General features: G+C 67.4%; 23 protein-coding genes. 10 read left to right on the top strand and 13 right to left on the bottom strand.

Annotated features, from left to right (window positions below):
- Positions 1 to 51: 51 nt before the first annotated feature.
- Positions 52 to 1,674, bottom strand: a complete 1,623-nt coding sequence (gene aceB, locus V3B41_RS09840) for a malate synthase A (protein WP_329860877.1) — start codon at positions 1,672 to 1,674, stop codon at positions 52 to 54.
- Positions 1,675 to 1,784: 110 nt separating this feature from the next.
- On the opposite strand from aceB, the gene V3B41_RS09835 reads away from it, so the two are divergent.
- Together V3B41_RS09835 and V3B41_RS09830 are read left to right on the top strand one after the other, a co-directional pair.
- On the top strand, positions 1,785 to 2,753 hold the full coding sequence (locus tag V3B41_RS09835; RefSeq protein WP_024956234.1) for a LysR family transcriptional regulator: 969 nt from the start codon (positions 1,785 to 1,787) through the stop codon (positions 2,751 to 2,753).
- Positions 2,754 to 3,065: 312 nt separating this feature from the next.
- Complete coding sequence (locus V3B41_RS09830; RefSeq protein WP_197620718.1) at positions 3,066 to 3,983, top strand: LysR substrate-binding domain-containing protein; 918 nt, start codon at positions 3,066 to 3,068, stop codon at positions 3,981 to 3,983.
- A 94-nt stretch (positions 3,984 to 4,077) separates the two neighbouring features.
- On the opposite strand, the gene V3B41_RS09825 is transcribed toward V3B41_RS09830, so the two are convergent.
- Both V3B41_RS09825 and lepB read right to left on the bottom strand, forming a co-directional pair.
- Positions 4,078 to 5,334: an MFS transporter gene (locus V3B41_RS09825; RefSeq protein WP_164146537.1), complete on the bottom strand. Its 1,257-nt coding sequence runs from the start codon at positions 5,332 to 5,334 to the stop codon at positions 4,078 to 4,080.
- A gap of 124 nt (positions 5,335 to 5,458) precedes the next feature.
- The gene (gene lepB, locus V3B41_RS09820) at positions 5,459 to 6,085 is read right to left on the bottom strand and encodes a signal peptidase I (protein ID WP_049429789.1); all 627 of its coding nucleotides are present in this window, start codon (positions 6,083 to 6,085) and stop codon (positions 5,459 to 5,461) included.
- A 257-nt stretch (positions 6,086 to 6,342) separates the two neighbouring features.
- Between lepB and V3B41_RS09815 the strand changes: the two genes are divergently transcribed.
- Together V3B41_RS09815 and V3B41_RS09810 are read left to right on the top strand one after the other, a co-directional pair.
- On the top strand, positions 6,343 to 6,744 hold the full coding sequence (locus tag V3B41_RS09815; RefSeq protein ID WP_049429790.1) for a hypothetical protein: 402 nt from the start codon (positions 6,343 to 6,345) through the stop codon (positions 6,742 to 6,744).
- A gap of 3 nt (positions 6,745 to 6,747) precedes the next feature.
- Positions 6,748 to 7,194 carry a hypothetical protein gene (locus tag V3B41_RS09810; protein WP_049429791.1) on the top strand — a complete coding sequence of 149 codons (447 nt, stop codon included), beginning with the start codon at positions 6,748 to 6,750 and terminating at the stop codon, positions 7,192 to 7,194.
- Positions 7,195 to 7,349: 155 nt separating this feature from the next.
- On the opposite strand, the gene dcp is transcribed toward V3B41_RS09810, so the two are convergent.
- From dcp to arfB, 3 genes are all read right to left on the bottom strand, one after another.
- A complete protein-coding gene (gene dcp, locus V3B41_RS09805) occupies positions 7,350 to 9,506 on the bottom strand; it encodes a peptidyl-dipeptidase Dcp (RefSeq protein ID WP_049429792.1) in 2,157 nt (718 codons plus the stop codon).
- A 111-nt stretch (positions 9,507 to 9,617) separates the two neighbouring features.
- Positions 9,618 to 10,220 (bottom strand): lysophospholipid acyltransferase family protein, encoded by a 603-nt coding sequence (locus tag V3B41_RS09800; protein WP_111113281.1) that lies wholly within the window; start codon positions 10,218 to 10,220, stop codon positions 9,618 to 9,620.
- Positions 10,221 to 10,224: 4 nt separating this feature from the next.
- A complete protein-coding gene (gene arfB / locus V3B41_RS09795) occupies positions 10,225 to 10,656 on the bottom strand; it encodes an alternative ribosome rescue aminoacyl-tRNA hydrolase ArfB (RefSeq protein WP_049429794.1) in 432 nt (143 codons plus the stop codon).
- Between the two features lie 133 nt (positions 10,657 to 10,789).
- Between arfB and V3B41_RS09790 the strand changes: the two genes are divergently transcribed.
- Positions 10,790 to 11,317: a DUF2059 domain-containing protein gene (locus V3B41_RS09790; protein WP_005407643.1), complete on the top strand. Its 528-nt coding sequence runs from the start codon at positions 10,790 to 10,792 to the stop codon at positions 11,315 to 11,317.
- A gap of 70 nt (positions 11,318 to 11,387) precedes the next feature.
- On the opposite strand, the gene V3B41_RS09785 is transcribed toward V3B41_RS09790, so the two are convergent.
- Together V3B41_RS09785 and V3B41_RS09780 are read right to left on the bottom strand one after the other, a co-directional pair.
- The gene (locus V3B41_RS09785) at positions 11,388 to 12,131 is read right to left on the bottom strand and encodes a pseudouridine synthase (protein ID WP_049429795.1); all 744 of its coding nucleotides are present in this window, start codon (positions 12,129 to 12,131) and stop codon (positions 11,388 to 11,390) included.
- A gap of 80 nt (positions 12,132 to 12,211) precedes the next feature.
- Positions 12,212 to 12,799 (bottom strand): class I SAM-dependent methyltransferase, encoded by a 588-nt coding sequence (locus V3B41_RS09780; protein ID WP_197633708.1) that lies wholly within the window; start codon positions 12,797 to 12,799, stop codon positions 12,212 to 12,214.
- Between the two features lie 165 nt (positions 12,800 to 12,964).
- Between V3B41_RS09780 and V3B41_RS09775 the strand changes: the two genes are divergently transcribed.
- From V3B41_RS09775 to V3B41_RS09760, 4 genes are read left to right on the top strand one after another with little or no spacing between them, the layout of a single operon-like run.
- On the top strand, positions 12,965 to 13,576 hold the full coding sequence (locus V3B41_RS09775) for a PIG-L deacetylase family protein (protein WP_049429797.1): 612 nt from the start codon (positions 12,965 to 12,967) through the stop codon (positions 13,574 to 13,576).
- Positions 13,576 to 14,715, top strand: coding sequence for a glycosyltransferase family 2 protein (locus V3B41_RS09770; RefSeq protein WP_049429798.1), 1,140 nt, complete (start codon positions 13,576 to 13,578; stop codon positions 14,713 to 14,715). The genes V3B41_RS09775 and V3B41_RS09770 overlap by 1 nt, the downstream gene beginning before the upstream one ends.
- Entirely contained in the window at positions 14,702 to 15,307 is a 606-nt protein-coding gene (locus V3B41_RS09765; RefSeq protein ID WP_329860870.1) for an acetyltransferase, read from the top strand. The genes V3B41_RS09770 and V3B41_RS09765 overlap by 14 nt, the downstream gene beginning before the upstream one ends.
- 4 nt (positions 15,308 to 15,311) lie before the next feature.
- Positions 15,312 to 16,097 carry a YaiO family outer membrane beta-barrel protein gene (locus tag V3B41_RS09760; protein ID WP_049429800.1) on the top strand — a complete coding sequence of 262 codons (786 nt, stop codon included), beginning with the start codon at positions 15,312 to 15,314 and terminating at the stop codon, positions 16,095 to 16,097.
- Positions 16,098 to 16,149: 52 nt separating this feature from the next.
- Here the strand turns inward: V3B41_RS09760 and ubiB are convergent, their stop codons facing one another.
- Both ubiB and V3B41_RS09750 read right to left on the bottom strand, forming a co-directional pair.
- Positions 16,150 to 17,805, bottom strand: coding sequence for a ubiquinone biosynthesis regulatory protein kinase UbiB (gene ubiB, locus V3B41_RS09755; RefSeq protein WP_197633711.1), 1,656 nt, complete (start codon positions 17,803 to 17,805; stop codon positions 16,150 to 16,152).
- On the bottom strand, positions 17,802 to 18,437 hold the full coding sequence (locus V3B41_RS09750) for an SCP2 sterol-binding domain-containing protein (RefSeq protein WP_111113288.1): 636 nt from the start codon (positions 18,435 to 18,437) through the stop codon (positions 17,802 to 17,804). Before V3B41_RS09750 ends, ubiB begins: the two co-directional genes overlap by 4 nt.
- A 412-nt stretch (positions 18,438 to 18,849) precedes the next feature.
- Between V3B41_RS09750 and ddlA the strand changes: the two genes are divergently transcribed.
- On the top strand, positions 18,850 to 19,944 hold the full coding sequence (ddlA, locus tag V3B41_RS09745; protein ID WP_049429803.1) for a D-alanine--D-alanine ligase: 1,095 nt from the start codon (positions 18,850 to 18,852) through the stop codon (positions 19,942 to 19,944).
- 169 nt (positions 19,945 to 20,113) lie between these two features.
- On the opposite strand, the gene V3B41_RS09740 is transcribed toward ddlA, so the two are convergent.
- The 3 genes from V3B41_RS09740 to oleC all read right to left on the bottom strand — a co-directional run bounded on the left by V3B41_RS09740 (position 20,114) and on the right by oleC (position 22,999).
- Entirely contained in the window at positions 20,114 to 20,269 is a 156-nt protein-coding gene (locus V3B41_RS09740; RefSeq protein WP_049429804.1) for a DUF1328 domain-containing protein, read from the bottom strand.
- An 82-nt stretch (positions 20,270 to 20,351) separates the two neighbouring features.
- A complete protein-coding gene (oleD, locus tag V3B41_RS09735) occupies positions 20,352 to 21,344 on the bottom strand; it encodes a 2-alkyl-3-oxoalkanoate reductase (protein WP_049429805.1) in 993 nt (330 codons plus the stop codon).
- A complete protein-coding gene (gene oleC, locus V3B41_RS09730; RefSeq protein ID WP_329860864.1) occupies positions 21,341 to 22,999 on the bottom strand; it encodes an olefin beta-lactone synthetase in 1,659 nt (552 codons plus the stop codon). The genes oleD and oleC overlap by 4 nt, the downstream gene beginning before the upstream one ends.
- Positions 23,000 to 23,026 lie beyond the last annotated feature (27 nt).

Below are 23,026 nucleotides of genomic sequence, written 5' to 3'. Positions count from 1 at the left end.
TCGGTTCGTGCGTGCAGCGGGGAGGGAAACGGCGGGATTGCGGGCGGTCGGTCAGTCGATGCGCGCGTAGGCCGGCAGGGTCAGGAAATCGGTCAGTTCGTTGCTGCGGCTCAGTTCGGCCAGCAGCGCGATGGCTTCGCCGATGCGTGCGCCACCGGGCAGCGCGCCGGTGTCGCCCAGCCGCGCCGGCAGCTGTGCCAGCGTGGCGTCGAGCAGGGCCAGGTCGATCGCGGTGCCATCGTCCAGCTGCTGGCCCGGCGTGTGCAGCCACTGCCACAGCTGGCTGCGGCTGATCTCGGCGGTGGCCGCGTCCTCCATCAAGTGGTGGATCGGCACGCAGCCGTTGCCATCCAGCCACGCCGCCAAGTAGCGCACGCAGACTTCCACGTTGCCTTCGAAGCCGGCGCGGGTGATGGTGCCCGGCGGCCTTGCGATCAGCTCATCGCGACCGACGCGCACGTCCTGGCGCAGCACGCTGTGCTGGTTCGGGCCGGGCATGTGTTCGTCGAAGATTGCCATCGCCACCGGGATCAGCGCCGGGTGCGCGACCCAGGTGCCGTCGTGGCCGGCTGTGACCTCGCGCAGCTTGTCGGCGCGCACGCGGGCCATCGCCTGCTCATTGGCGGCGGCATCGTTGTTGATCGGGATCTGCGCGGCCATGCCACCCATCGCATGCGCACCGCGGCGATGGCAGGTCTGGATCAGCAGCTCCGAATAGGCCTTCAGGAACGGCTGGGTCATGGTCACCTGGCCGCGCTCGGGCAGCACGCGGTCGGCGTGGTGGCGGAAGGTCTTCAGGTAGGAGAAGATGTAATCCCAGCGCCCGCAGTTCAGGCCGACGATGCGGTCACGCAGCGCGTGCAGGATCTCGTCCATCTCGAACACCGCCGGCAGCGTTTCGATCAGCACGGTCACCTTGATCTGACCGTGCGGCAGGCCGAGCATGCCTTCGATGTGTGACAGCGCGGTCTCCCACAGTGCAGCCTCTTCCATGCTCTGCAGCTTGGGCAGGTAGAAGTACGGGCCGCGGTCCTTGCCCTGCAGGGTGCGGGCGTTGTGGAAGGCGAAGACGGCCGCGTCGAACAGGCCACCGGCCAGCGGCTGGCCGTCGATGGCTACGTGCTTTTCGTCCAGGTGCCAGCCACGTGGGCGCACGATCAGCACCGCCTGCTCGTCGTAGGGGCGCAGGCGGTAGTGCTTGCCATTGGGTGCGGTGTATTCCAGATCACCGCGCACCGCCGCCGCCAGCGACTGCTGCCCGGCCAGCAGGTTGCGCCAGGTCGGCGAGGTCGAATCCTCGAAGTCGGCCATGAACACCTTGGCGCCGGAATTCAGCGCATTGATGACCATCTTCGGGTCGGTCGGCCCGGTGATCTCGACGCGGCGGTCCTGCAGCGCGGCCGGCAGCGGCGCAACGGTCCAGTCGCCGCTGCGGATGGCGGCAGTGTCTTCGCGGAAATCCGGCAGGCCGCCCTGGTCGAAGAACGCCTGGCGCTCGCGGCGGGCCAGCAGCCGTGCCTGCCGGCCCGGTTCCACCGCACGGTGCAGCGACACCAGCAGGGCCAGCAGCGGCGCCGGCAGCATGGTGTCCTGGCCGGCCACGCGGGTCGCCAGGGCGATGCCGGGGGTAGCCTTGCTGGCAGGGGTGGGAACAGCGGAAGCGACGGCGGACATGAGGCGACTCCAGCGGTGGGGGAACGTCTCCACGGTGCGGCCGGGGCCGAGTATTTGGCAAAACAGTTTTTGCAATGTTCTACATAAATTGTGCTAATACTTATGACGCCATGACCACGCGTCCCTCGCCAAGTCCGCGTTTTTCCTACAAATCCGACCGGTTGAAGCCGCTGCGCGCGTTCTGCCAGACGGTGCGCCTGGGTTCGGTCTCACGGGCTGCTGAGGCACTGTTCGTCAGCCAGCCGGCCATCAGCCTGCAGCTGCAGGCGCTGGAACGGGAGTTGGGCGTGCCGCTGTTCGAGCGCAGCGGGCGGCGCCTGGTGCCCAGCCGTGAGGGCCAGCTGCTGTACGAAATGGCACAGCCGCTGGTGGAGAACCTGGACGGGCTGGAGGCGCGCTTCCGCGACAAGGTGCGCGGCCTGGACGCGGGCGAGCTGAACATCGCCGCCAACAGTTCCACCATCCTGTACCTGCTGCCGAAGATCGTGGAGCGCTTCCGCCTGCATCACCCGGACGTGCGCCTGACCCTGCACAACGCGATCAGCGCCGACGGCACCGACCTGCTGCGCGAGGATGCCGCCGACCTGGCGATCGGCTCGATGACCGACGTGCCGGCCGATCTCAGCTACGCCCCGGCCTACCGCTTCGAGCAGGTGCTGATCGCGCCGCACGATCATCCGCTGGCCAGTGGCGGCGAGCTGGAGCTGGCCGACATTGCGCGCTACCCGCTGGTGCTGCCGCCGAAGCGGCAGATCACCTACCGGCTGGTCGACCAGGTGTTCCAGCGCCACCGCATCGCCTACACCGTGGCGCTGGAGGTGGGCGGCTGGGAGGTGATCAAGCAGTACGTGGCGATGGGCATGGGCATTTCCATCGTGCCGGCGCTGTGCCTGAACGAGGCCGACCGCGAGCGGCTGGCGGCGCGGTCGATGAAGCGCTGGTTCCCGGAACGCAGCTACGGGGTGATCGTGCGACGTGGCAAGGCATTGTCGGCGCAGGCGCGGGCGTTCATCGAGCTGATCCAGCCGGAGTTGTTCAGCCCGCGCGATTACGACCAGAGCGGGCATTCCGAGCGGTAGGGGTGTTCTGGTTTGCAGGGCTGCCGCCCTGCACCTGCAGAGGCCGAAGCAACGGCAACGTCAACGGCAACAGCGGGCATTCCGTGGGATGGCGGGGTGGGTCCGGTTGCGGGGGACGCCGTAAACCCGTCCATGGGGGCTTGGTCGCGGCATCCATGCCGCTCACACCCCCGCAACCGGACCCACCCCGCCTTCGACAGTTGGTCGCTGCTGTTGGTGCCAGCTGCTGTTGGTGGGTGCCGACCGTTGGTCGGCACGGGATCGGATCCCATCTCTGATTCATTTCCGGCTGACGATGAATAAACTGGCCCCATGTCCATCGAACTCCGTCACCTGCGCTACTTCCTCGCTGTCGCCGATACGCTGCACTTCGGCCAGGCGGCGGAGCGGCTGGGCATGTCGCAGCCGCCGCTCAGCCAGCAGATCCGCCAGCTGGAAGACCTGATAGGTGCGCGCCTGTTCGTGCGAAGCCATCGCCGCGTGCAGCTGACGCCTGCGGGCGAACTGCTGCAGGAACGTGCACGCGCCATCGTGCAGCAGGTGGAAATGGCCGTGGACGAGGTGCAGCGTGTGCAGCGCGGTGAGCAGGGTGAACTGCATATCGGCCTGACCCGGGCCACGCCGCTGTCGCCGCAGATTCCACGTTCGATCCTGCATTACCGCCAGCAGTATCCGCAGGTACGGTTGCAGCTGAGCGAGATGAACACGCTGCAGCAGATCGACGCGCTGCTCGACGGTTCACTGGACGTGGGCATCATCCGCAAGCGCGCACTGCCCCCGGAACTGGTGGCACACAGCCTGTTTGTTGATCCGCTGGCGTTGATCGTGCATGCAGACCACCCTGCCCTTCATCGGCTCTCGAAACAGGGAACGCTGTCGCTGCGCGACTTCGCGCAGGAGCCGTTCGTGGCGTTCCGGCGCAGTGCCGGCGCGGGCATCCATGACCACATGATCGCGTTGTGCGCGGCTGCCGGATTCACGCCGCGCATCGTGCAGGAGGCAGGCGAAGCCTCGACGCTGATCAGCCTGGCCGCCGCCGGGCTGGGTGCGGCCATCCTGCCCTCCTCGTGCGATCACATCCGCGTGGAAGGGGCGCGCTTCGTAGCGCTGGCCGATGCCGGTGCGCATTCGGAGGTGCAGCTGGCCTGGCATCGCGAACGGGTAACGCCGTTGATCCGCAACTTCGCCACGCTGCTGCGCGGGGCGTTCGCCGGTAGAGTCGACTGTTAGTCGACTATCGCGCGCAGCGCGGGGCTTTTGCGGTCTGATGGAAGAGCAGTCGACTGACAGTCGACTCTACCAAGGCAAGCGCAACTCCACAGGATCAGGCAGTGACCGGCTGCGGCGCGCGCTGCTGCAGCGCCCAGACGATGCCACCACCAATCAGGGTCAGCACCGCAGCGAACGCGCACACACCCAGCCAATCCCAGGCCGCATAGGCCAGGCCACCGACCCCGCCCAGCACACTGGACCCCAGGTAGTAGGCGAACAGATACAGCGCCGAGGCTTCCGCGCGCATCGCACCGGCACGGCTGCCAACCCAGCTGCTGGCCACCGAGTGACCACCGAAGAAGCCGAACGTCACCAGCGCGATGCCCAGTGCCATCGTGCTCAGCCATGGCAATGCCAGCAGCGCGATGCCGGCGCCGATCAGCGCGAACGAGATCGACAGGATGCGGCCGCGCCCGTACCGCGTGGCCTGCTGGCCCATCCACGCCGAACTGAAGGTGCCCACCAGGTACACGCTGAAGATCAGGCCGACCACGGTCTGGCTGAGGTGGTACGGCGGCGCCAGCAGGTGGTAGCCCAGGTAGTTGTAGAGGGTGACGAACACGCCCATCAGCACGAACGAGGTGGCGAACAGCCACGGCAGGCCCGGGTCGGCGAACAGCATGCGCCAGCGCGACGGCAACTGGCGCAGGCCATCGCGACGCGCGTGGAAATGGCGCGACGGGGGCAGCTGCAGCCACAGCAGCGCGGTGCTGGCGATGGCGATGATCGAGACCACGCCGATACCCCAGCGCCAGCCCCAGTGGTCGGCGATGATGCCGGCCAGCAGGCGCCCGCTCATGCCACCGATGGCGTTGCCGCCGATGTACAGGCCCATCGCCAGGCCCAGCGCGCGGCTGTCCATTTCCTCGACCAGGTAGGTCATCGCCACCGCCGGTACGCCGCTCAGCGCCAGGCCGAGCAGGGTGCGCAGCACCAGCAACGTGGTCCAGTCGTCCACCAGCGCGGTGCTCAGCGACAGCATGGCCGAGGCCAGCAGCGCAGCGATCATCAACGGGCGACGGCCGACCGCGTCGGACAGCAGGCCGGCCAGCAGCATGGCCACCGCCAGCGTGCCGGTGGTCAGCGACAGCGACATCGCGCTGCCGGCAGCAGAAACGCCGAAGTGGCGGCTGAACTCGGGCAGCAGCGGCTGCACCGTGTACAGCAGGCCGAAGGTGGAAAAGCCGGCCAGGAACAGCGCCAGCGCAGTGCGGCGGAAGGCCGGCGTGCCCTGCTGGATGCGGGTGTCGGAAGCGGGGTCAACAGCGTGGGGGCAGCGTTCGACGGTCGCGGCGGTTTCGCCAGTCATGGGATCGGTGGGCCGGTGGGGACGGCCGGGTATGGGAGGGAACGGGCCTCAGACTAGGCCCGTCCATCCAGTCGATCCATAACCTGATAGGTCATGATTGATACACAGGAAGTATCAATTCAGCTTACAGGCGCTGCCACTCGAAGCCGTCGCCCCGGCGGTAGTACACCGCCACCGCCCGGCCGTAGACCTTGTCCGCATCGACGAAACCGAAGAAGCGGCCATCGAAACTGTTGCCACGGTGGTCTCCCAGCACCAGCACCTTGCCGGCTGGCACCACCAGATCGGCGATGTCCGGACCACCGCCCATGTCCAGGTCCAGGCGGGCACGACGTTCACCGAAGGCTTCCACGTCCTGCAGGTCAGCGATCTGCAGCGGCTGGCCGTTGATGCTCAGGTGTCCCTCGCGCATGTGCACGTGGTCCCCCGCCACCGCCGCCACGCGCTTGATCAACCGGGTGCCATCGGCCGGCGAATCAAACACCGCCACTTCGCCGCGCTGCGGGGTACCGGTCGCCAGCAGTTCCTTGTTGGTGAACGGCAGGCGCAGGCCGTAGGCGCGCATGTCCACCACCACCCGGTCGCCCGGTTGCAGGGTCGGCTGCATCGAGCCGCTGGGCACCACGTAGTGGTTGGCCAGGGTATCGCGGGCAGCGGCGAGCAGGCCGAGCATCACCAGCAGCGGCAACGCCTCCTTCTTCAGCCAGGCCAGCGCGCGTTCGGAAAAGGGAGGGCGGGCAACAGCATCCATGGCAGGCTCCGGGTGGGTGGTAGCTGCATCAGACCACAGGCGGGCGGGAGAGGTTCCCGCGCCACGATCCTGTAGAGCCGAGCCTACGCTCGGCTGCTTGTCGAGCGTCGGTTTGCGTCAGCCGAGCGTGGGCTCGGCTCTACAGGAAGGGTTACGCAGGTTTTACGCGCGGGGCCGGCCAAGGGCATCGCACCTTTACGGCCGCCGCGCGCATCGTGTGCCCACCGCGCCGCAGGGCGCATTCCGCAAGGTGTTGTATGACCCTCCTGGTGATCCGCCACGCGTCTTCGTCGGCGCCGCGTCCGCAGCTGCCGGCGCAGCTGGCCGGCCATCGCGTGCTGTGCAGCGATTGCGCCAGCCTGTCCGAAGTACGCCAGTGCCTGTGCCAGCCGCAGGCGCGTTCGGCCGACTGGGTGCTGCTGGATGTCGGCGTGGCCGACGAAGCGCAATGGCAGGCCGAGGGCGGTGCGTTGCAGGCGGCGCTGGAACGTCTGCCGGCGCAGTACATCGAGCTGCAGTCGCCCAGCGAGCTTGGCCTGGATGCGCGCCTGCGCCTGCAGCATGGCCCCGCCGCAGTGGTGATCGACCAGCGCAGCCAGCAGGCCGGCTATCCGCTGTCGCTGGCCATTGTCGGTCGCCGCCTGGCGCAGGAGGGCTGAGCCATGTCGATCTTCATCATCCGTGGCCCGGAAGCCGCCGGTGCGTTGATCCGTACCGCCATGCCGCTGCCGGCGCCGGTGCTGAAGTCGCTGGTGCATCGTGCGATCGACGCCGGCACCAGCGTGGCGATCCGTGCCTGTGGTTCGGAACAGGAACTGCTGGATGCACTGCGCGTGGCCGACCACAGCCGCGGCGAGGTGACGCTGCTCGATCCGGGCGCGTGCGCCAACAGCCTGCGCCTGCAGCGTCTGCTGCCCTATCTGCACAACGCGTACGTGGAAGTGCATGACGACGGCGCGGTGGCCGAGCCGTGCCTGCCGGCTGGTGTCGGCCATCGACTGGGCATTGCTGCAGGGTATGGCGCGCAGAGCTATGTGCTGGCGCTGGACATCGCGCTGGATCACCTGGGGCTGGCCGAGCAGGCCAATCGGGTGCACGTGGGGACGTAAACCGCTGGTGTAGCGTCGAGCCATGCTCGACTGGCTTTTCCGCCTTTGTAGAGCCGAGCCCATGCTCGGCTGCCTTTCCAGGAAACATCAGCCGAGCACGGGCTCGGCTCTACAGAAAGAAAAACGGCGGGGTTTCCCCCGCCGTTTTTTGTTTCTTACTTCAGCCCGCGGAACTTCAGCAGCGGTTCCACCGACGGGTCCTTGCCGCGGAAATCGCGGTACAGGGTCGACAGCTCCACGCTGTTGCCGCGCGAGAGGATCTTGTCGCGGAATTCCTGGCCGTTGGCCGCCGTCAGGCCACCGTGTTCGGTGAACCACTGGTAGGCGTCATGATCCAGCACTTCGGCCCAGAAGTAGGCGTAGTAGCCGGCCGAGTAACCGCCACCCCAGATGTGGTCGAAGTAGGTGGTGCGGTAACGCGGCGGCACCTGCGGCAGATCGACCTTGAACTTCTTCAGCGCGCTGGCTTCAAAGGCACCGACATCCTGCAGCGGCGCGTCGGCCTTCTGCGTGTGCCAGGCCAGGTCCAGCAGTGCGGCCGACAGGTACTCGGTGGTCGCATAGCCCTGGTTGAAGCTGCGTGCCTTGAGGATCTTGTCGACCAGTTCCTGCGGCATCGCCTCGCCGGTCTTGTAGTGCTTGGCGTAGTTGGCGAACACCTTCGGGTCCAGTGCCCAGTGCTCGTTGAACTGCGACGGGAACTCGACGAAGTCGCGCGAGGTGGCGGTGCCGGCGATCGACGGGTACTTCACGTTCGAGAACATGCCATGCAGTGCGTGGCCGAACTCATGGAACATGGTGGTGACGTCGTCGAAGCTGATCAGCGCAGGCTGGCCGGCGGCCGGCTTGGTGAAGTTGCAGACGTTGTAGACCACCGGCTTGGCACCGGTCAGGCCGTCCTGTTCGACGAACACGTCCATCCAGGCGCCACCGGACTTGCTGTCACGCTTGAAGTAGTCGGTGTAGAACAGGGCCAGCGAGGTGCCGTCCTTGTCGAACACTTCGTACACCTTCATGTCCGGGTTGTAGGTCGGAATGTCGGTGCGCGGCTTGAAGGTGATGCCGTACAGCTGGGTGGCGGCGTAGAAGACGCCGTTCTGCAGCACGTTGTCCAGTTCGAAGTACGGCTTGACCTGCGACTCGTCCAGATCGTACTTGGCCTTGCGCACCTGCTCGGCGTAGAAGTCCCAGTCCGAGGCGGCGACCTGGAAGCCGCCCTTCTGCGCGTCGATCACCTTCTGGATCTCGCCGGCTTCGGCACGGGCCTTGGCAGTGGCGGCCGGCACGGTGTCGGTCAGCAGCTTCAGCGCGGCGGCCGGGGTCTTGGCCATCTGGTCGCCCAGCTGGTAGTCGGCGAAGGTGTCGAAGCCAAGCAGCTTGGCCTTCTGCGCACGCAGCTGGGCCAGGCGCTGCACGGTCTGCCGGGTGTCGTTGGCATCGCCGCGCTCGGCGCGGGTTTCCGAGGCCTTCAGCACAGCGGCGCGCTGGTCGCGATCGCTCAGCGAGCCGAGCACCGGCTGCTGGGTGGTGTTCTGCAGCGGCAGCAGGAACTTGCCATCCAGCTTGCGGTCCTTGGCGGCGGCCGCAGCATTGTTGATCGCGTCCTCGTCCAGGCCGGCCAGCTTTGCCTTGTCGTCGATAACCACGGCCGCAGCGGCGGTGGCCGCCACCAGACGGGTGTGGAACTGGGTGGAGAGGGTGGTCTCTTCCACGTTGAGCTTGCGCAGCGAGGCCTTGTCGGCGTCGGACAGCTGCGCACCCGCACGCACCAGGCCGTCGTAGTAATGCTCGACCAGGCGCTTCTGCACCGGATCCAGTTCCAGCGTGTCGCGCTGGTCATAGATCGACTTCACGCGAGCGAACAGCTTCGGGTCGAGATTGATCTCGTCCTGGTGCGCAGCCAGCTTCGGCGCCACCTCTTCCTGGATCTTCTGGCGCGCATCGTTGGTATCGGCCTGGACCAGGCCGAAGAAGATGCGCGACACGCGGGTCAGGGTCTCGCCGCTGCGCTCCATCGCCACGATGGTGTTGTCGAAGGTGGCCGGCTCGCTGCTGTCGGCGATCTTGCGCACGTCGGCCAGGTGCTGGCGCATGCCTTCTTCGAAGGCCGGCAGGTAGTCGCTGTCCTTGATCTTGTCGAACTGCGGCGCCTGGAACGGCAGCGTGCTGGCGCTCAGCAGCGGATTGGTGGAGGCCTCGGCCGGCTGCTGGGCCGGGGCTTTCTGGGCATCGGACACGGGGGTGGACTCCTTGCCGGAACAGGCCGCCAGCGCCAGGCTGATGGCGGCGGCCAGGACTACGGTACGCGACATGTAAAACGCTCCTTGGGCAGACGGTATGGAATACCAGCCCTCCACCCTACTCCTGTCGCGCTCGCCCGGCATGTGCCGGACGTGGCGTCTATGCGGCGGCCTGTGACCGGCTCAGACCGTGCCGCGGGTCTTGCCGATCCACGGCCGGTAGAACTCGCGGATGGCGGCCATGTCGGCGGCGTCATCGCCGCTGGGCGTGAACAGCGGGCCGATGCCGATGGTCTTTTCCGGATAGTGGAAATACGCGGCCAGGATCGGTACGTCGGCCATCCGGGCGATCTTCAGGAAGCCGGCCTTCCAGTCCTTCACCGCCTTGCGGGTGCCCTCGGGCGTGATGGCGAACCACATCTTCTCGTTGTTGCGCAGCAGATCCACCGCCTGCCCGACCGTGCCCTGCGGCGAGCTGCGATCCAGCGGGATCACGCCCAGCTTGTGCAGCAGCGGCCCCAGCGGCCACCAGAACAACGAGGCCTTGCCCAGCACCTTCACCTTCATGCCCAGCGCGATCTTGGCCGCCATGCCCCACAGGCCGTCCCAGTTGGAGGAGTGCGGGGCGATGATGAACACCAGCCGCGGGATGTCAGGCAGGGTGCCGGTCACCTTCCAGCCGCCCATGCGCAGGGTGCAGCGCGCCAGCCAGCGCAGGAAGGCGTTGGGTTTGACCTGTGGCATCTGCGGCGGCACGGCCGGCAGCAACGAAGTCGGCTTGTTCAAGCAATCACTCCCAGTCACGTGATGAGCGCCCGCGCTTGATCTGCGCGCGCCCGCGTTTGGCGTCCAGACGACGCAGTTTCGACCCGAGGGTCGGCTTGGTGGCCTTGCGCGGTTTGGGCACGCTCAGCCCGGCCTGGATGAAGGCCGCCAGCCGCTCGCGCGCATCCTCGCGATTGCGATCCTGGGTGCGGAAACGTTGCGCGTCGATGACCAGCACGCCTTCGCCGGTCATGCGCCGGTCACGCCGCGCCAGCAGGCGCTCGCGCAACGGGTCGGGCAACGAGGGCGAGTTGGCCACATCGAAACGCAGTTCCACCGCGGTGGAGACCTTGTTGACGTTCTGGCCACCGGCACCGCTGGCGCGCACGAACCGCTCGACGATCTCGCCGTCGGGGATTTCAAGCTGCGCGCTGATGGTGACCGGTCCACTGCCCATCCGCGCATTGTAGCGGCAGCCACGTGTCGGAGTGCGCATCGCGCGCCGTATGCCGCCGATCAGGTACCGAACACGCCGCCTTCGCCTTGGCTGCGGGTATGCTGGCCATCCCATGTACCGCAGGAAGCTTCGCATGACCCGCTCCGCACCCGCCCTGCCATCCCTGCTGCGCCGCGCTGCCCTGTTGCTGGCGCTGGCCGTGGCCAGTGTCCCGGCCCTGGCCGCACCGCCGACCGACGGCGACATCAACCGCCTGCTCTCGGCCTCGCGCGCGCAGAGCATGATCGACACCATGCTGCCGCAGATCGAGGCGATGCAGCAGCAGCAGTTCCAGCAGGTGGCCGCGCAGCGCCAGCTCAACGCCCAGCAGCAGGAACAGCTCAAGCGGATCCAGGCACGGACCAGCCAGACCCTGCGCCAGGCCCTGTCGTGGCAGCAGCTGCGGCCGATGTACGTGGACCTGTACAAGAAAACCTTCAGCAAGGAAGACGTGCTGGCGATGGCCGAGTTCTATGAGAGCGCGGCCGGCCAGAGCCTGCTGGACAAGACCCCGGCGCTGATGCAGAACGTGATGGTAGCGATCCAGGCGCGCATGCAGCCGCTGTTCGCAGACCTGCAGAAGGACCTGGAAGCGATCGTCAACGAGCCGGAAAAGAAATAACGGGGTGCGCCGGGCCACGCCCGGCCGCTGGCTGTAGAGCCGAGCCCACGCTCGGCTTACCGCAGCAGCATCAGGCGTCGTCCACCTGCCAGCCGAACAGGTCCAGCGCCTTCTGGAACCCATGGTCCAGCGGCGCACGTACATCGACCACGCCACCATCAGGATGCGGGAAACGCAGGCGCTCGGCGTGCAGCAGCATGCGGTGCACGCCCTGCATGCGGAAGATGCGGTTGTGGCGGCCATCACCGTGGCTGGTGTCGCCGATCATGTGATGTGACAGGTGCTTGAGGTGCCGGCGGATCTGCCGGAAGCGCCCGGTCTGTGGCTGGCAGCGCAGCAGCGCGTACCGTGAGCTGGTGAACTCGCCGACCGGCACCGGCAGCTCGCCGATGGCCAGGCGCTGGAAATCGGTGATCGCCGGCTTCTTCACCGGCTTGCCCGGGCCACCGTCGAGGTCGTGGTCGACCCGCCAGGACAGTTCGGCCGGCCAGCCGCGGCAGACGGTCAGGTAGTCCTTCAACACCTCGCCGCCCATCAGGGCCTTGCCCAACGCACTGGCGGTATCGCGGTCGAAGGCCAGCAGCAGGCAGCCACTGGTGGCCCGGTCCAGCCGGTGGACCAGGAAGATCGGGCGGCCCAGCTGCTCGCGCAGGCGGTCGGCCAGGAAATCGTCTTCGCCACGGGCCAGCTTGCTGTCGTGGACCATCAGCCCGGCAGGCTTGTTGACCACGGCCAGGCGTTCATCCAGGTTCAGCAGCTGCAGGGGCGCGGTGTCGGTCTCGACCGCGGCGAGGGTCTCGGGTTCGGTGCTCACCGCGGGATTATCGCAGATCGGGGTCAGAACCCTTTTCCTTCGGAAAAGGGTTCTGACCCCGATGCGGGGCGGCACGGCAATCAGGCGTTGCGCACGGCCAGCAGTTCACCGTTGCCCACCGGCACCAGGCTGGTGCTGAAGTCCGCGTCAGACTCCAGCAGCGTCCGCAGCGGTTCCATCTCTTCCGCGTGCGAGGTGGCGTTGTCCACCACCAGCAGGCCGCCCGGGCGCAGCACGCGACGCAGCTGCGGCCACCAGCCGGCGTACTGCCCGCGGTCCGAATCGAGGAACAGCAGATCGATGCTGTCCTCACCGGCCTGAGCCAACCACTGCCCGGCATCGCCGTGCACCAGCGTGATGTGCTCGCCCAGACCGCTGCGTGCAAAGTTCGCACGTGCCATCGCCACCTTGTCCCCGGCGAACTCCAGCGTGGTCACGTGGCCGTCGATGGCGGCGGCGGCCTCAGCCAGCCACAGCGTGGAATAGCCGTTGGAGGTGCCGACCTCCAGCACCCGCCGCGCTGCGCCGAAACGCACCAGCACCGCCAGGAATTCGCCCGTATCCGGTGTGATGTTGAGCATGCGGCGGCCGCGTTCGACTTCACGGGCGTCGTTTTCGGCACCAAGCCGGGCCAGTTCATTCTTCAGTTCCGACAGTTCCAGAGCCATTTTCCCACTGAGCTCGCCATGAGGCAGCGTCCATTCTTACCCGAATCCCGAATTTCGTACTAATCCTAGAGCCGCTGCATTTTCACGCTGAGATAGTTCCCGCCTCCTTCACGCGGGGGCAGCATGCCTGGCCGCCGCGAACCCGGCTTCCGCTAGGACACAGCCATGACATTGAACATTCTGGCAATCGGCGCCCATCCAGATGACATCGAACTCGGTTGCGGTGGCAGCCTGGCAAAGCTCGCCCGCGCCGGCTCACGCATCCATGCACTGGTACTCAGCCGCGGCGGCCGCGGCTGCCACGCCGGCATCGATCGCAGCGAGGAATCGCATCGCGCGCTGCGCCGACTCGGGGTGGCCGAGGTGATCCAGAAGGATTTCCCCGACACGCGATTCCCCGCCTGCCGCAACGACATCATCGCGTCGATCGAACAGGCCTGCGCCGTGAACGGACCAGGCCGCGTCTACACGATGTGTGGCGAGGATCATCACCAGGACCATCGCACCGTCCACGAAGCGTCGATCATCGCCTGCCGCCACATTCCGCAGATCCTCTGTTATGAGAGCCCCAGCACCCTGCCGCAGTTCGCGCCACAGGTGTTCGAGGACATCAGCGCGCAGCTGGAGCTGAAGATCCACGCGCTGCGCGAGCATGCCAGCCAGGGCGATCGCCATTACATGCAGGAAAGCCACCTCCGCTGCCATGCGCAGTTCCGTGGTCAGCAGATCGGCATCGGGCCCAGCGAGGGTTTCCTGCCATACCGGTTGGTGCTGTGATGAAGACACTGTTGTTCCTGGCCATGTGCGCCTTCATCCTGGTGCGCATCTGCGTGCAGGTCTCGCGCCGGCCCAGCACCCGCCTGTACAGCATCGACGCGATCGTGCCGGCCTACAACGAAGCCCCGTGCCTGGAGCGCTCGCTGGCCAGCCTGTTGGAAAACCCCTACGTGGCGCGGGTGATCTGCGTCAACGATGGTTCCACCGACAACACGGCTCAAGTGCTTGATGCGCTGCAGGTACGCTGGCCCGGGCGTCTGGTGGCCGTGCACCAGGCCAACACCGGCAAGGGCGGTGCACTGATGCACGGGCTGCAGCACGCGACCGCCAAGCAGGTGTTCCTGACCGATGCAGATACCTATATCGATCCACGCAGCCATGGCCTGGGCCATCTGCTGGACGAGATCGAACGCGGCGCCGATGCAGTTGGCGGCATCCCTTCTTCCAGTCTGCAAGGTGCCGGCTTCCTCCCCCATGTGCGCGCCAGCCTGAAACTGCCGATGATCGTGATCAAGCGCAGCTTCCAGCAATGGCTGGGCGGCGCACCGTTCATCGTCTCCGGTTCGTGTGGCCTGTTCCGCACTTCGGTGCTGCGCAAGGTCGGGTTTTCCGATCGCACCTGCGTGGAAGACCTGGACATGTCCTGGTCACTGGTTGCGCAGGGCTATCGGGTTCGCCAGAGCGTCCGCTGCGTGGTCTACCCGCAGGAATGCAACACGCTGGTGGAGGAGTGGCGGCGATGGCGACGCTGGATCGTCGGCTATGCGGTATGCATGCGCCTGCATCGGCGCCTGTTGCTGACCCGCTTCGGCCTTTTCAGCATCCTGCCGATGATGCTGCTCGCCCTGGCCGGCATCGTCCTGTCGCTGCAGGTATGGTTCGGCGCGGCCCGGCTGCACGGACCCGGTGGCCTTGTACTGTCGGTGATGCCCCTGTTCTGGGTCGGCATCGTCATGCTGCTGGCAGTGATCAGCGCCGTCCACCACCGACGCGCGTGGCTGGTGCCGGCGGCGGCCTTCTCGATGCTGTATGTACTGCTCGCCTACGCGATCTGGCTGCTGCACGGCCTGGCGGGACTTTTCACCGGCCGTGAGCCGGTGCGCGACAAACCGACGAGGTACCCGCATGTGGTGGAATGACCTCGACGCCATGGCAGAGGCGCTGTCGACACTGGCGCCCCACACTGACCCCAGCGCACGGGTCTCGCCACGGGCCACCCTGCAGGGGGCCGTACGGATCGGTGCCGGCAGTCGCATCTGCGACGGCGCCCATGTCCAGGGTCCGGTGTCGATCGGCCGCGACTGCCTGATCGGCAACAACGCGCTGCTGCGCGGCCCGCTGTGCATCGGTGACGGCACGCGCATCGGCTTTGCCAGTGAACTGAAGAACGCGCGGTTGGGCAGCCAGGTCAGCGTCGGTCCGCAATGCTTCATCGCCGACAGTCGTATCGATGACCGGGTCTATCTCGGCGCTCTGGTGCGCACCAGCAACCACCGCCTCGATGGCGCCGCCGTCAGCGTGCACATCGAAGGCACCGCCATCGACAGCCAACGCGAGAAGCTCGGTGCCTGGATCGGTGAAGGTGCCGCGCTGGGTGTCGGCGTGATCATCCTGCCCGGTCGCATCGTCGCGCCGGGGAGCCAGTTCGGCCCACGTATCACCGTGGAACGAAACCTGCCGCCCGGCCGCTACCGGCTGCTGCAGTCACTGCATTCCCAACCCCTGGAGTAACCCCATGCGATTGATCATCCGTAGCGCACTGCCGTGCGCCCTGCTGCTGGCTGTTTCCAGCGCCCACGCCGGCGTCGACCGTGTCACGGTGCAGCTGGACCATGCCGACTACAGCGATGGCTTCGGCAAGCGTGACGTACAGACCGTGGACGTGGCCGGCCGCAATGGCGACAGCCGCTGGCACCTCGGGCTGGCCCATGGCGAGCGTGACTACGGCAGCAGGCGATTCAGCGGCAACCGCGTGCAGGGCTCGCTGCACCATCGCTGGAGCCCGCGCCTGTCCACCCGCACTGCCGTCACGGCATCCAACGATGATCCCGTGTTCGTCAACCGCCAGGTGAACCAGGACATCCTGTGGAAAGTGGCACCGCAGACCGTACTGAGCGTGGGCGGCAAATACGCCCAGTACCATGCCGGCGCCTACGTGAGCGGGTGGTCGGTGGGTGCCTCGCATTACTTCCCGCGCGTGACCACCTCACTGCGCCACGAGCGGCACCGCCAGTCCAATGGACCGGATGGGCATGGCACCACACTGTCGCTGCGGCTGAAGGATGCGCAAGGCCGTGGCTCGACCCAGCTGTGGCTGGGCAGCGGTACGTCCGGCTACACCGCCGAGTCCGATCCGCTGCTGCTGCGCGAGCACGACGCACGGCGTGCCTTCCTGCGCCGCAGCCAGCCGTTGGGTGAGCACCTGGTGCTGGACGTGGGTGTCGGCAAGACCTGGCACAAGACGCGCCTGGACAGCTTCCAGAGCGTGCAGTCGCACCTGGGCCTGGGCTACCACTGGTAAGCCTGTGGTCGATCGGCGGCGCACATTGCCGCCGATCTTCAATCTGCTGGGGTCAGCGCCACCACGCGCGTGCCAGCGCAACGACACCTACCACACCGGACAGCCAGCTCCACATCGGCAGGTCGCCCCAGTACCAGCCCGGCGGCTGCAGCACATACATCAGCGCGGCAATGGCGAGCAGGCCGACACCGGTGATCGCACCCACCGCGCGCTTCTGCAGGCGCTGCAGACTGGCATCGAGCGCAACCAGGTCGCGCGAACGCATCGCCAGTTCGTGGCGGCCCTCCACCTGCTGGGTCAACCAGGCGTGCACCAGGCGCGGCATGTCCGGCGCGTGGGTCATGATCTCCGGCAGGCGCTTGCCGATCTCGCGTACCACCCGGCGCGGGCTGTAGCGCTCGCGCAGGATCTTCGCCAGTACCGGCTTGGCCACCGCCCAGATATCGATCTGCGGGTCCAGCTGGCGGCCGACGCCCTCGATGTTCAGCAGGGTCTTCTGCAGCAGGATCAGCTGCGGCTGCAACGTCAGCTGGTAACGCTGCGCCACGCGGAACAGCTTCATCAGCACTTCGGCCAGCGAAATCTGCGACAGCGGCCGGGTGAAGTACGGCTCGCATACCGAGCGCACCGCCGCTTCCAGATCGTCGATGCGTACGTGGTCGGGCATCCAGCGTGCCTGCACGTGCAGTTCGGCGATGCGACGGTAATCCCGGTTGAAGATGGCCATGAAGTTCTCGGCCAGGTAGTACTGATCTTCCTGCGAGAGCTGGCCCATGATGCCGAAGTCCAGCGCGATGAAGCGCGGATTGGCTCGGCGCGCCGGATCGGTGTCGACCCAGATGTTGCCGGCGTGTGCATCGGCATGGAAGAAGTTGTCGCGGAACACCTGGGTGTAGAACACCCGCACACCCTTGGCGGCCAGCGCCTTTCGGTCGATGCCGGCCTTGTCCAGCGCGGCGATGTCGTCGGACGGAATGCCCCACACCCGCTCCAGCGTCAGTGCGCGCTCGGCGGTGTGGCTCCAGATCACTTCCGGCACGTACAGGTCGTCGCTGTTCTCCCAGAAACGACGCAGCACGCTGGCATTGGCGCCCTCGCGCTGCAGGTCCAGTTCGGCGGCCAGGGTGTTCTCGACTTCGGCCACCACTTCGCGCGGGCGGATCTTGTCGGCGCGTGGGTGGGTGCGCTCGACCAGCGCGGCCAGCGAGTTGAGCAGCGCAATGTCGGCGTCGATCTGCTTCTCGATGCCCGGACGCAGCACCTTGACCACCACCTGGCGGCCATCGGCCAGCGTGGCCGCGTGGACCTGCGCGATCGAGGCCGAGGCCAGTGGTTCGGTATCAAAGCTGGCGAACGCTTCGCTGACCGGCAGGCCGAGCGCGTCCTCGACGATGCGGCGCGCGGTCTCGCCATCGAACGGCTTGACCCGGTCCTGCAGCAGGGTCAGCTCGTTGGCCACGTCCGGCGGCACCAGGTCGCGGCGCGTGGACAGGATCTGGCCAAACTTGACGAAGATCGGGCCGAGGTCCTGCAGCGCCAGACGCAGGCGGGCGCCACGCGACTGCGAAGCGATACTGGCCGAGGCGCGCGGCACGAACGGCTTGGCCAGGCGCAGCCAGCGCTCGGCCGGCGTGCCCTGCAACAGGTCGTCGAGACGGTAACGCAGGATCACCCGGCCAATGCGGCTTGCCCGCAGCACGGCCTTCATGCGGCACCCCGCAGCCGCTGTACGCGTGCACCAAGGCGCTCCACGTCATCGCGCAGCACATCCACGTCGTCGTGGAAGGCATCCAGCTCCGCACGTGGCACCACGTCGCGCGATTCCTCGGTGATGAACTCGGCAGCGCTGTGGGCCAGGTCGATGGCACCCTGGCGTGCATGCTGCAGGGCGCTGCGCAGGGTGTTGGCGACCTGCACGCCCAGCACTTCGCCGAACACGCTGACGAAGGGCTGCTGCCAGTCCGGGTCGAAGCCCTTGGCCAGCTGCTGCAGGCGACGCGCCAGCTCGGCATCGCCGGCCACGCGCACACGGCCCTTGCCGTTGTTGTCACCGCGCCGCGCGTTGGCCAGCAGCGGCAGTTGAGCGAGCACGCCGGCCAGGCTGCTGCGCACGGCCAGGTCGGCCTCCTGCGCGTCCACCGGGCCGACCCGCAGTGCATCGCCGTCGACGCTGATGCGCATGGCCAGCGAAGGCGCTTCCAGGGTCAGGTCGATATGCCGGCCGTCGAGGCTGACCAATGCATGGCGGGTATCCGGATCCAGCGCCAGTGCGCGGTTCAGGGCGATCTGCAGGGCGCGGCCAGCGACCGGCTTGAGGGACTTGAGCAGGGAGAGAGCCATGTGCGCATTCTACCTGCGTGGGTGGGGGGCTTGGGCCGGGCTGCCGCCCGGCACCCGCAGACGCAACGGCAACTGCAATAGCCGAAGCAACAGCAACAGCGGGCATTCCGTGGGTTGGCGGGATGGGTCCGGTTGCGGGGGACGCCGTAAACCCGTCCGTGGGGGCTTGTCCGCGGCATCCATGCCGCGGACACCCCCGCAACCGGACCCACCCCGCCTTCGACAGGTTCCTGCCGTCTGTAGGGTCGGATCCCGTTGCTGCGCAACGGGCTCTGACCCCTGTTGATGGGCCATGAGGACGGTAGATCCACGCCATGCGTGGATGGATGGTTGGTTCATCCGCGCCTCACCTGGGCGGCAACGGAAGGTTCATGCTGTACGGCCACGCAACGCACAGGACATCGCATTCGCCATGGCACGGACCCGGGTCGGCATCATCTTCGGTGGCAAGTCTTCCGAGCACGAAGTTTCACTGCAGTCGGCGAAGAACATCCTCGACGCGCTCGACCGCGAGCGCTTCGAGCCGGTGCTGGTCGGCATCGACAAGCAGGGCCAGTGGCACCTGAGCCAGCCGGAGACGTTCCTGATCAATGCCGATGATCCGTCGCGCATCGCGCTGCATCGGTCCGGCGCGTCGCTGGCGGTGCATCCCGGCGCCGAACAGGCGCAGCTGCGCCCTTCCGATGCGGCCGCAGCGCTCGGCCAGATCGATGTGGTGCTGCCGATCGTGCACGGGCCACTGGGCGAGGACGGTGCGCTGCAAGGCCTGCTGCGCATGGTCAACCTGCCCTTCGTCGGTTCACCGGTGCTGGGTTCGGCCGCAGCGATGGACAAGGACGTGGCCAAGCGCCTGCTGCGCGATGCCGGCCTGCGGGTGGCACCGTGGTTGTGCATCCGCCGTCATCAGGCCGCAGCGGTCGATGTCGATGCGGTGATCGCCCAGCTCGGCCTGCCGTTGTTCGTGAAGCCTGCCAACCAGGGTTCGTCGGTGGGCGTGAGCAAGGTCAAGGATGCCGCGGGCTTCGCCGATGCGCTGGAACTGGCGCTGCGGCATGACCACAAGGTGCTGGTGGAATCGGCCATCGTCGGCCGCGAGATCGAATGCGCGGTGCTGGGCAATGAGCAGCCGCAGGCCAGCGTATGCGGCGAGGTGGTGGTGCACGACGAGTTCTACGCCTACGACACCAAGTACATCAATGCCAATGGCGCTGACGTGGTGGTGCCGGCCGACATCGATGCCGCTACCCAGGCACGCATCCAGCAGATCGCGCTGCAGGCCTACCAGGCGCTGGAATGCGCGGGCATGGCGCGGGTCGATGTGTTCCTCACGGCCCATGGCGAGATCATCATCAACGAGATCAACACGCTGCCGGGCTTCACCCGCATCAGCATGTATCCGAAGCTCTGGGGCGCCAGCGGCGTGGACTACACCACCCTGATCACGCGGTTGATCGAGCTGGCGCTGGAGCGCCATGCGGCCGATCGCGGATTGCACAGCGCCTTGTAGAGTCGAGCCATGCTCGACTCATGAAAGGGCGGCGGGGCAGGGGCGCCGGGACCGTGGGGGGGGGGGGGGGCCCGGGGCCCCCCCCCCACCCGGGGAGGCCCCCCCCCACCCCCCCCCCCCCACCGGAAAGAACAGTGCCGGCCAGCGGCCGATCCTGCCCTGCGGTCTGCTATCCGCGCTTGCGGAACATCGAGATCACCGCCAGCACCAGGAAGATCACGAACAGGATCCAGGCGATGTTGCTGGCAGCACCAGCGATGCCGGAGAAGCCGAGCACGGCGGCGATGATGGCGATGACGAAAAATATGACGGCGTAATGCAGCATGGCGCTCCTCGCAGATGTCCGGGCCGTTGGATGGCGTAGGTCCATCCTCCCGATCTGGCGGTGTGCAACCAGTGATGGCGATCTATGCGGCAGATGAAGCCTTCAGCCTGCGCAGCCCTTCTTCGATGCTGACCTGCGGCACGTAGCCGAAGTCGCGGCGCGCCGGTTCCATGCTGTACCAGTGCGGCGTGCACAGCTGCTCGGCCAGGAAACGGGTCAACGGTGGTTCGCCGCGCAGGCGCAGCAGCGGCCACAGGCGCTCGCAGATGGCGCCAATGCGATAAGCGGTCTTGAAGCTGATCGCCTTGTCCACCGTCGGTGCACCCACAGCGGCCAGCAACTTGTTGACCAGCTCGCGCATCGGCAGCGGTTCGCCGTTGGAAATGAAGTAGGCCTTGCCCGCACACGCGGCACCCGGCGCCAATGCCTCGAAAGCGAGGAAGTGCGCGAGCGCGGCGTTGTCGATGTAGGTGGTATCGACCTTGTTGTTGCCATCGCCCACCAGGCGCAGCCGGCCCTGCCGTGCACGTTCGGCCAGGCGTGGCACCAGCTGCTGGTCACCCGGGCCCCAGATCAGGCGCGGGCGCAGCGCCACCGTGGCCAGCACGGCGTCATTGGCGGCCAGCACGCGCTGTTCGGCAATCGCCTTGGTCGCCGCATACGGGGCCTGGAAGTCCTCGCCGTACGGCACTTCGTCGGCGCCGAGGCCTTCCACCGGGTGGGTGGCACGGTGCGTCACGCTGGGCGTGGAGGTATAGACCAGCCGGCTGATGCCATGCGCACGGCAGGCGGCGATCACATTGTCGGTGCCGACCACGTTGGCCTGGTGGTAGCTGTCATAGCTGCCCCAGGCGCCGGCCTTGGCACCGTTGTGGAATACCGCGTCGACGCCGGCCACCGCGTGCAGCACCGCCTGCGCATCGGCCAGGTCGCCACGGATCTGGCCCACGCCCATCGCCTGCAGTTCCGGGTAATGGCTGCGGTTGAACGCCAGCACCTGGTGGCCACGCTCGACCAGACCGCGGCACAGCGCTTGGCCAAGGAAACCACCACCACCGGTGACCAGGATCTTCATGCGCGCTTCTCCAGTTCGGCGCTGGCCCAGACGGCGAGCTTCTCGCGGCCGATCTTGGCGTTGTGACGGATATCGACGGGGAATGATGGATGCACCAGGAAGTGCTGCAGGCCGGCCTCGGGCACCCGTGCAGCGGCCTGCGCGCGCAGCGCTTCCTGAAGCGCCGGGCTGTCGGACTGGCCGCGCAGCAGTTCCACGCACAGCACCGGCACCTGCGCACCGGCCACGCCGACGCCGACCAGCGCGGTGCGCGCCACGCCTGCGACGGTGTTGAACACCGGCTCGACCTGTTCGGTGTACAGCGGTCCGCGCGCTGTCTCCACGCGCTGCGTCTTGCGTCCGCAGAACCACAGGCGGCCCTGCGTATCGAAGTAACCGACGTCACCCATGCGATGGACCACGCGCGTGCTGCCATCGGCCAGCGTCTCGCGGATCTTCGCTGCCGCCGTCGCCTGCGGGCGGTTGAAGTAACTGTCGGTGGCGGTCGGCCCGGCCACGGTGATCTCGCCCACCTCGCCGGTGGACAACACGCGCGCCTGCGACCAGTCCGGCAGCGGCGCGTCGTCGATGGCGATGATGCGCACTTCATTTGGTTCAACCACATTGCCCACGCAGGTACCGGCACCGGTCTCGGTGGCGGCGCGCGTACGCTCCAGCTCACGGCCTTCGACCACGGCCACCGGCAGGCACTCGGTGGCGCCATACGGCGTCCAGAACTGCGCGTCGGCCGGCAGCAGGCTACGGATGGTGGCGACCACGTCCGGCGGCACCGGCGCACCCGCCGAGGTCACCCGGGTCACCGTCGGCAGCGGCTGACCATGCTTCGCCAGCACCCGCATCAGCGCCGGCGAGCCGAACAGCTGGGTCACCCCGAAACGCTGGATGGCGTCGTGCAGGCGCGCCGGGTCGGCCTGCGCCGGCCGGGTAGGGTCCATGTCCGGGATGACCGAGGTCAGGCCCAGCGCAGGATCGAACAGGGCGAACGGCGGGAAGGTCGGCAGGTCCACCCCGCCCGCTTCCATGCCGAAGGCGCTGCCCAGCAGCTGGATCTGGCCGACGAAGTGGCGATGGCGGTAGACCACGCCCTTGGGCACGCCGGTGGAGCCGCTGGTGAACAGGATCGCGGCCATGTCCTCGCCGTCAGTGGCGGCCAGCATCGGCCCACCGCTGGCACCTGCGCGCTCCAGCGCGGCCAGCGTGGTCCCGCCCCAGCCGAGGCGGCGGCCGACGGTCACCAGGCGGGTCGCCGACGGTGCCCAGCGCAGCACCAGCCGCGCCACATGCGCCAGCGGAATGCCGATGAAGGCCTCTGGCTGCGCCTCGTCCAGGCACTGCTTCAGCGCGCGCTTGTCGATGCCCGGGTCGACCAGCACCGGCACCGCGCCCAGCTTGAACAGGGCAAACATCAGCAGGAAGAACTCTGGCGACGGCCGCACCATCACCACCGTGCGCACCCCACGGCCGATCCCGTAACCGGTCAGGCCAGCGGCCATGGCGTCGCTGCGGGCGTCCAGCTGTCGGTAGTCCAGGGTCACGTCGTAAGCGGCCATGCCGTTGCCGGCGCCACGGCGGCCAGGGCAGCGGATGGCGATCTGGTCGGGCCGTTCACGCGCCAGTTCAGGCAAGCGGGCGGCAATATTGCAGGGTCGGTTCATCCGTTCATTGTCGCCGCTTACGGAATT

The organism is Stenotrophomonas sp. SMYL89, from assembly GCF_036319985.1.
GTDB classification, from domain to species: Bacteria; Pseudomonadota; Gammaproteobacteria; order Xanthomonadales; family Xanthomonadaceae; genus Stenotrophomonas; species Stenotrophomonas maltophilia_Q.
The sequence above is the reverse complement of the archived record's forward strand: the minus strand, read 5'-3'. Positions and strand labels throughout refer to the sequence as shown.

Bases quoted from the DNA above. Each gene is read 5' to 3' on its own strand.
- V3B41_RS09780 (WP_197633708.1), bottom strand. From the start codon at position 12,799: ATGGCTCTGGAACTGTCGGAACTGAAGAATGAACTGGCCCGGCTTGGT.
- ubiB (WP_197633711.1), bottom strand. From the start codon at position 17,805: ATGAAGGCCGTGCTGCGGGCAAGCCGCATTGGCCGGGTGATCCTGCGT.
- V3B41_RS09830 (WP_197620718.1), top strand. From the start codon at position 3,066: ATGTCCATCGAACTCCGTCACCTGCGCTACTTCCTCGCTGTCGCCGAT.
- V3B41_RS09770 (WP_049429798.1), top strand. From the start codon at position 13,576: ATGAAGACACTGTTGTTCCTGGCCATGTGCGCCTTCATCCTGGTGCGC.
- V3B41_RS09815 (WP_049429790.1), top strand. From the start codon at position 6,343: ATGACCCTCCTGGTGATCCGCCACGCGTCTTCGTCGGCGCCGCGTCCG.
- V3B41_RS09775 (WP_049429797.1), top strand. From the start codon at position 12,965: ATGACATTGAACATTCTGGCAATCGGCGCCCATCCAGATGACATCGAA.
- arfB (WP_049429794.1), bottom strand. From the start codon at position 10,656: ATGGGCAGTGGACCGGTCACCATCAGCGCGCAGCTTGAAATCCCCGAC.
- V3B41_RS09760 (WP_049429800.1), top strand. From the start codon at position 15,312: ATGCGATTGATCATCCGTAGCGCACTGCCGTGCGCCCTGCTGCTGGCT.
- lepB (WP_049429789.1), bottom strand. From the start codon at position 6,085: ATGGATGCTGTTGCCCGCCCTCCCTTTTCCGAACGCGCGCTGGCCTGG.
- oleC (WP_329860864.1), bottom strand. From the start codon at position 22,999: ATGAACCGACCCTGCAATATTGCCGCCCGCTTGCCTGAACTGGCGCGT.
- ddlA (WP_049429803.1), top strand. From the start codon at position 18,850: ATGGCACGGACCCGGGTCGGCATCATCTTCGGTGGCAAGTCTTCCGAG.
- V3B41_RS09750 (WP_111113288.1), bottom strand. From the start codon at position 18,437: ATGGCTCTCTCCCTGCTCAAGTCCCTCAAGCCGGTCGCTGGCCGCGCC.
- V3B41_RS09765 (WP_329860870.1), top strand. From the start codon at position 14,702: ATGTGGTGGAATGACCTCGACGCCATGGCAGAGGCGCTGTCGACACTG.
- V3B41_RS09835 (WP_024956234.1), top strand. From the start codon at position 1,785: ATGACCACGCGTCCCTCGCCAAGTCCGCGTTTTTCCTACAAATCCGAC.
- oleD (WP_049429805.1), bottom strand. From the start codon at position 21,344: ATGAAGATCCTGGTCACCGGTGGTGGTGGTTTCCTTGGCCAAGCGCTG.
- V3B41_RS09790 (WP_005407643.1), top strand. From the start codon at position 10,790: ATGACCCGCTCCGCACCCGCCCTGCCATCCCTGCTGCGCCGCGCTGCC.
- V3B41_RS09810 (WP_049429791.1), top strand. From the start codon at position 6,748: ATGTCGATCTTCATCATCCGTGGCCCGGAAGCCGCCGGTGCGTTGATC.
- V3B41_RS09740 (WP_049429804.1), bottom strand. From the start codon at position 20,269: ATGCTGCATTACGCCGTCATATTTTTCGTCATCGCCATCATCGCCGCC.
- dcp (WP_049429792.1), bottom strand. From the start codon at position 9,506: ATGTCGCGTACCGTAGTCCTGGCCGCCGCCATCAGCCTGGCGCTGGCG.
- aceB (WP_329860877.1), bottom strand. From the start codon at position 1,674: ATGTCCGCCGTCGCTTCCGCTGTTCCCACCCCTGCCAGCAAGGCTACC.
- V3B41_RS09825 (WP_164146537.1), bottom strand. From the start codon at position 5,334: ATGACTGGCGAAACCGCCGCGACCGTCGAACGCTGCCCCCACGCTGTT.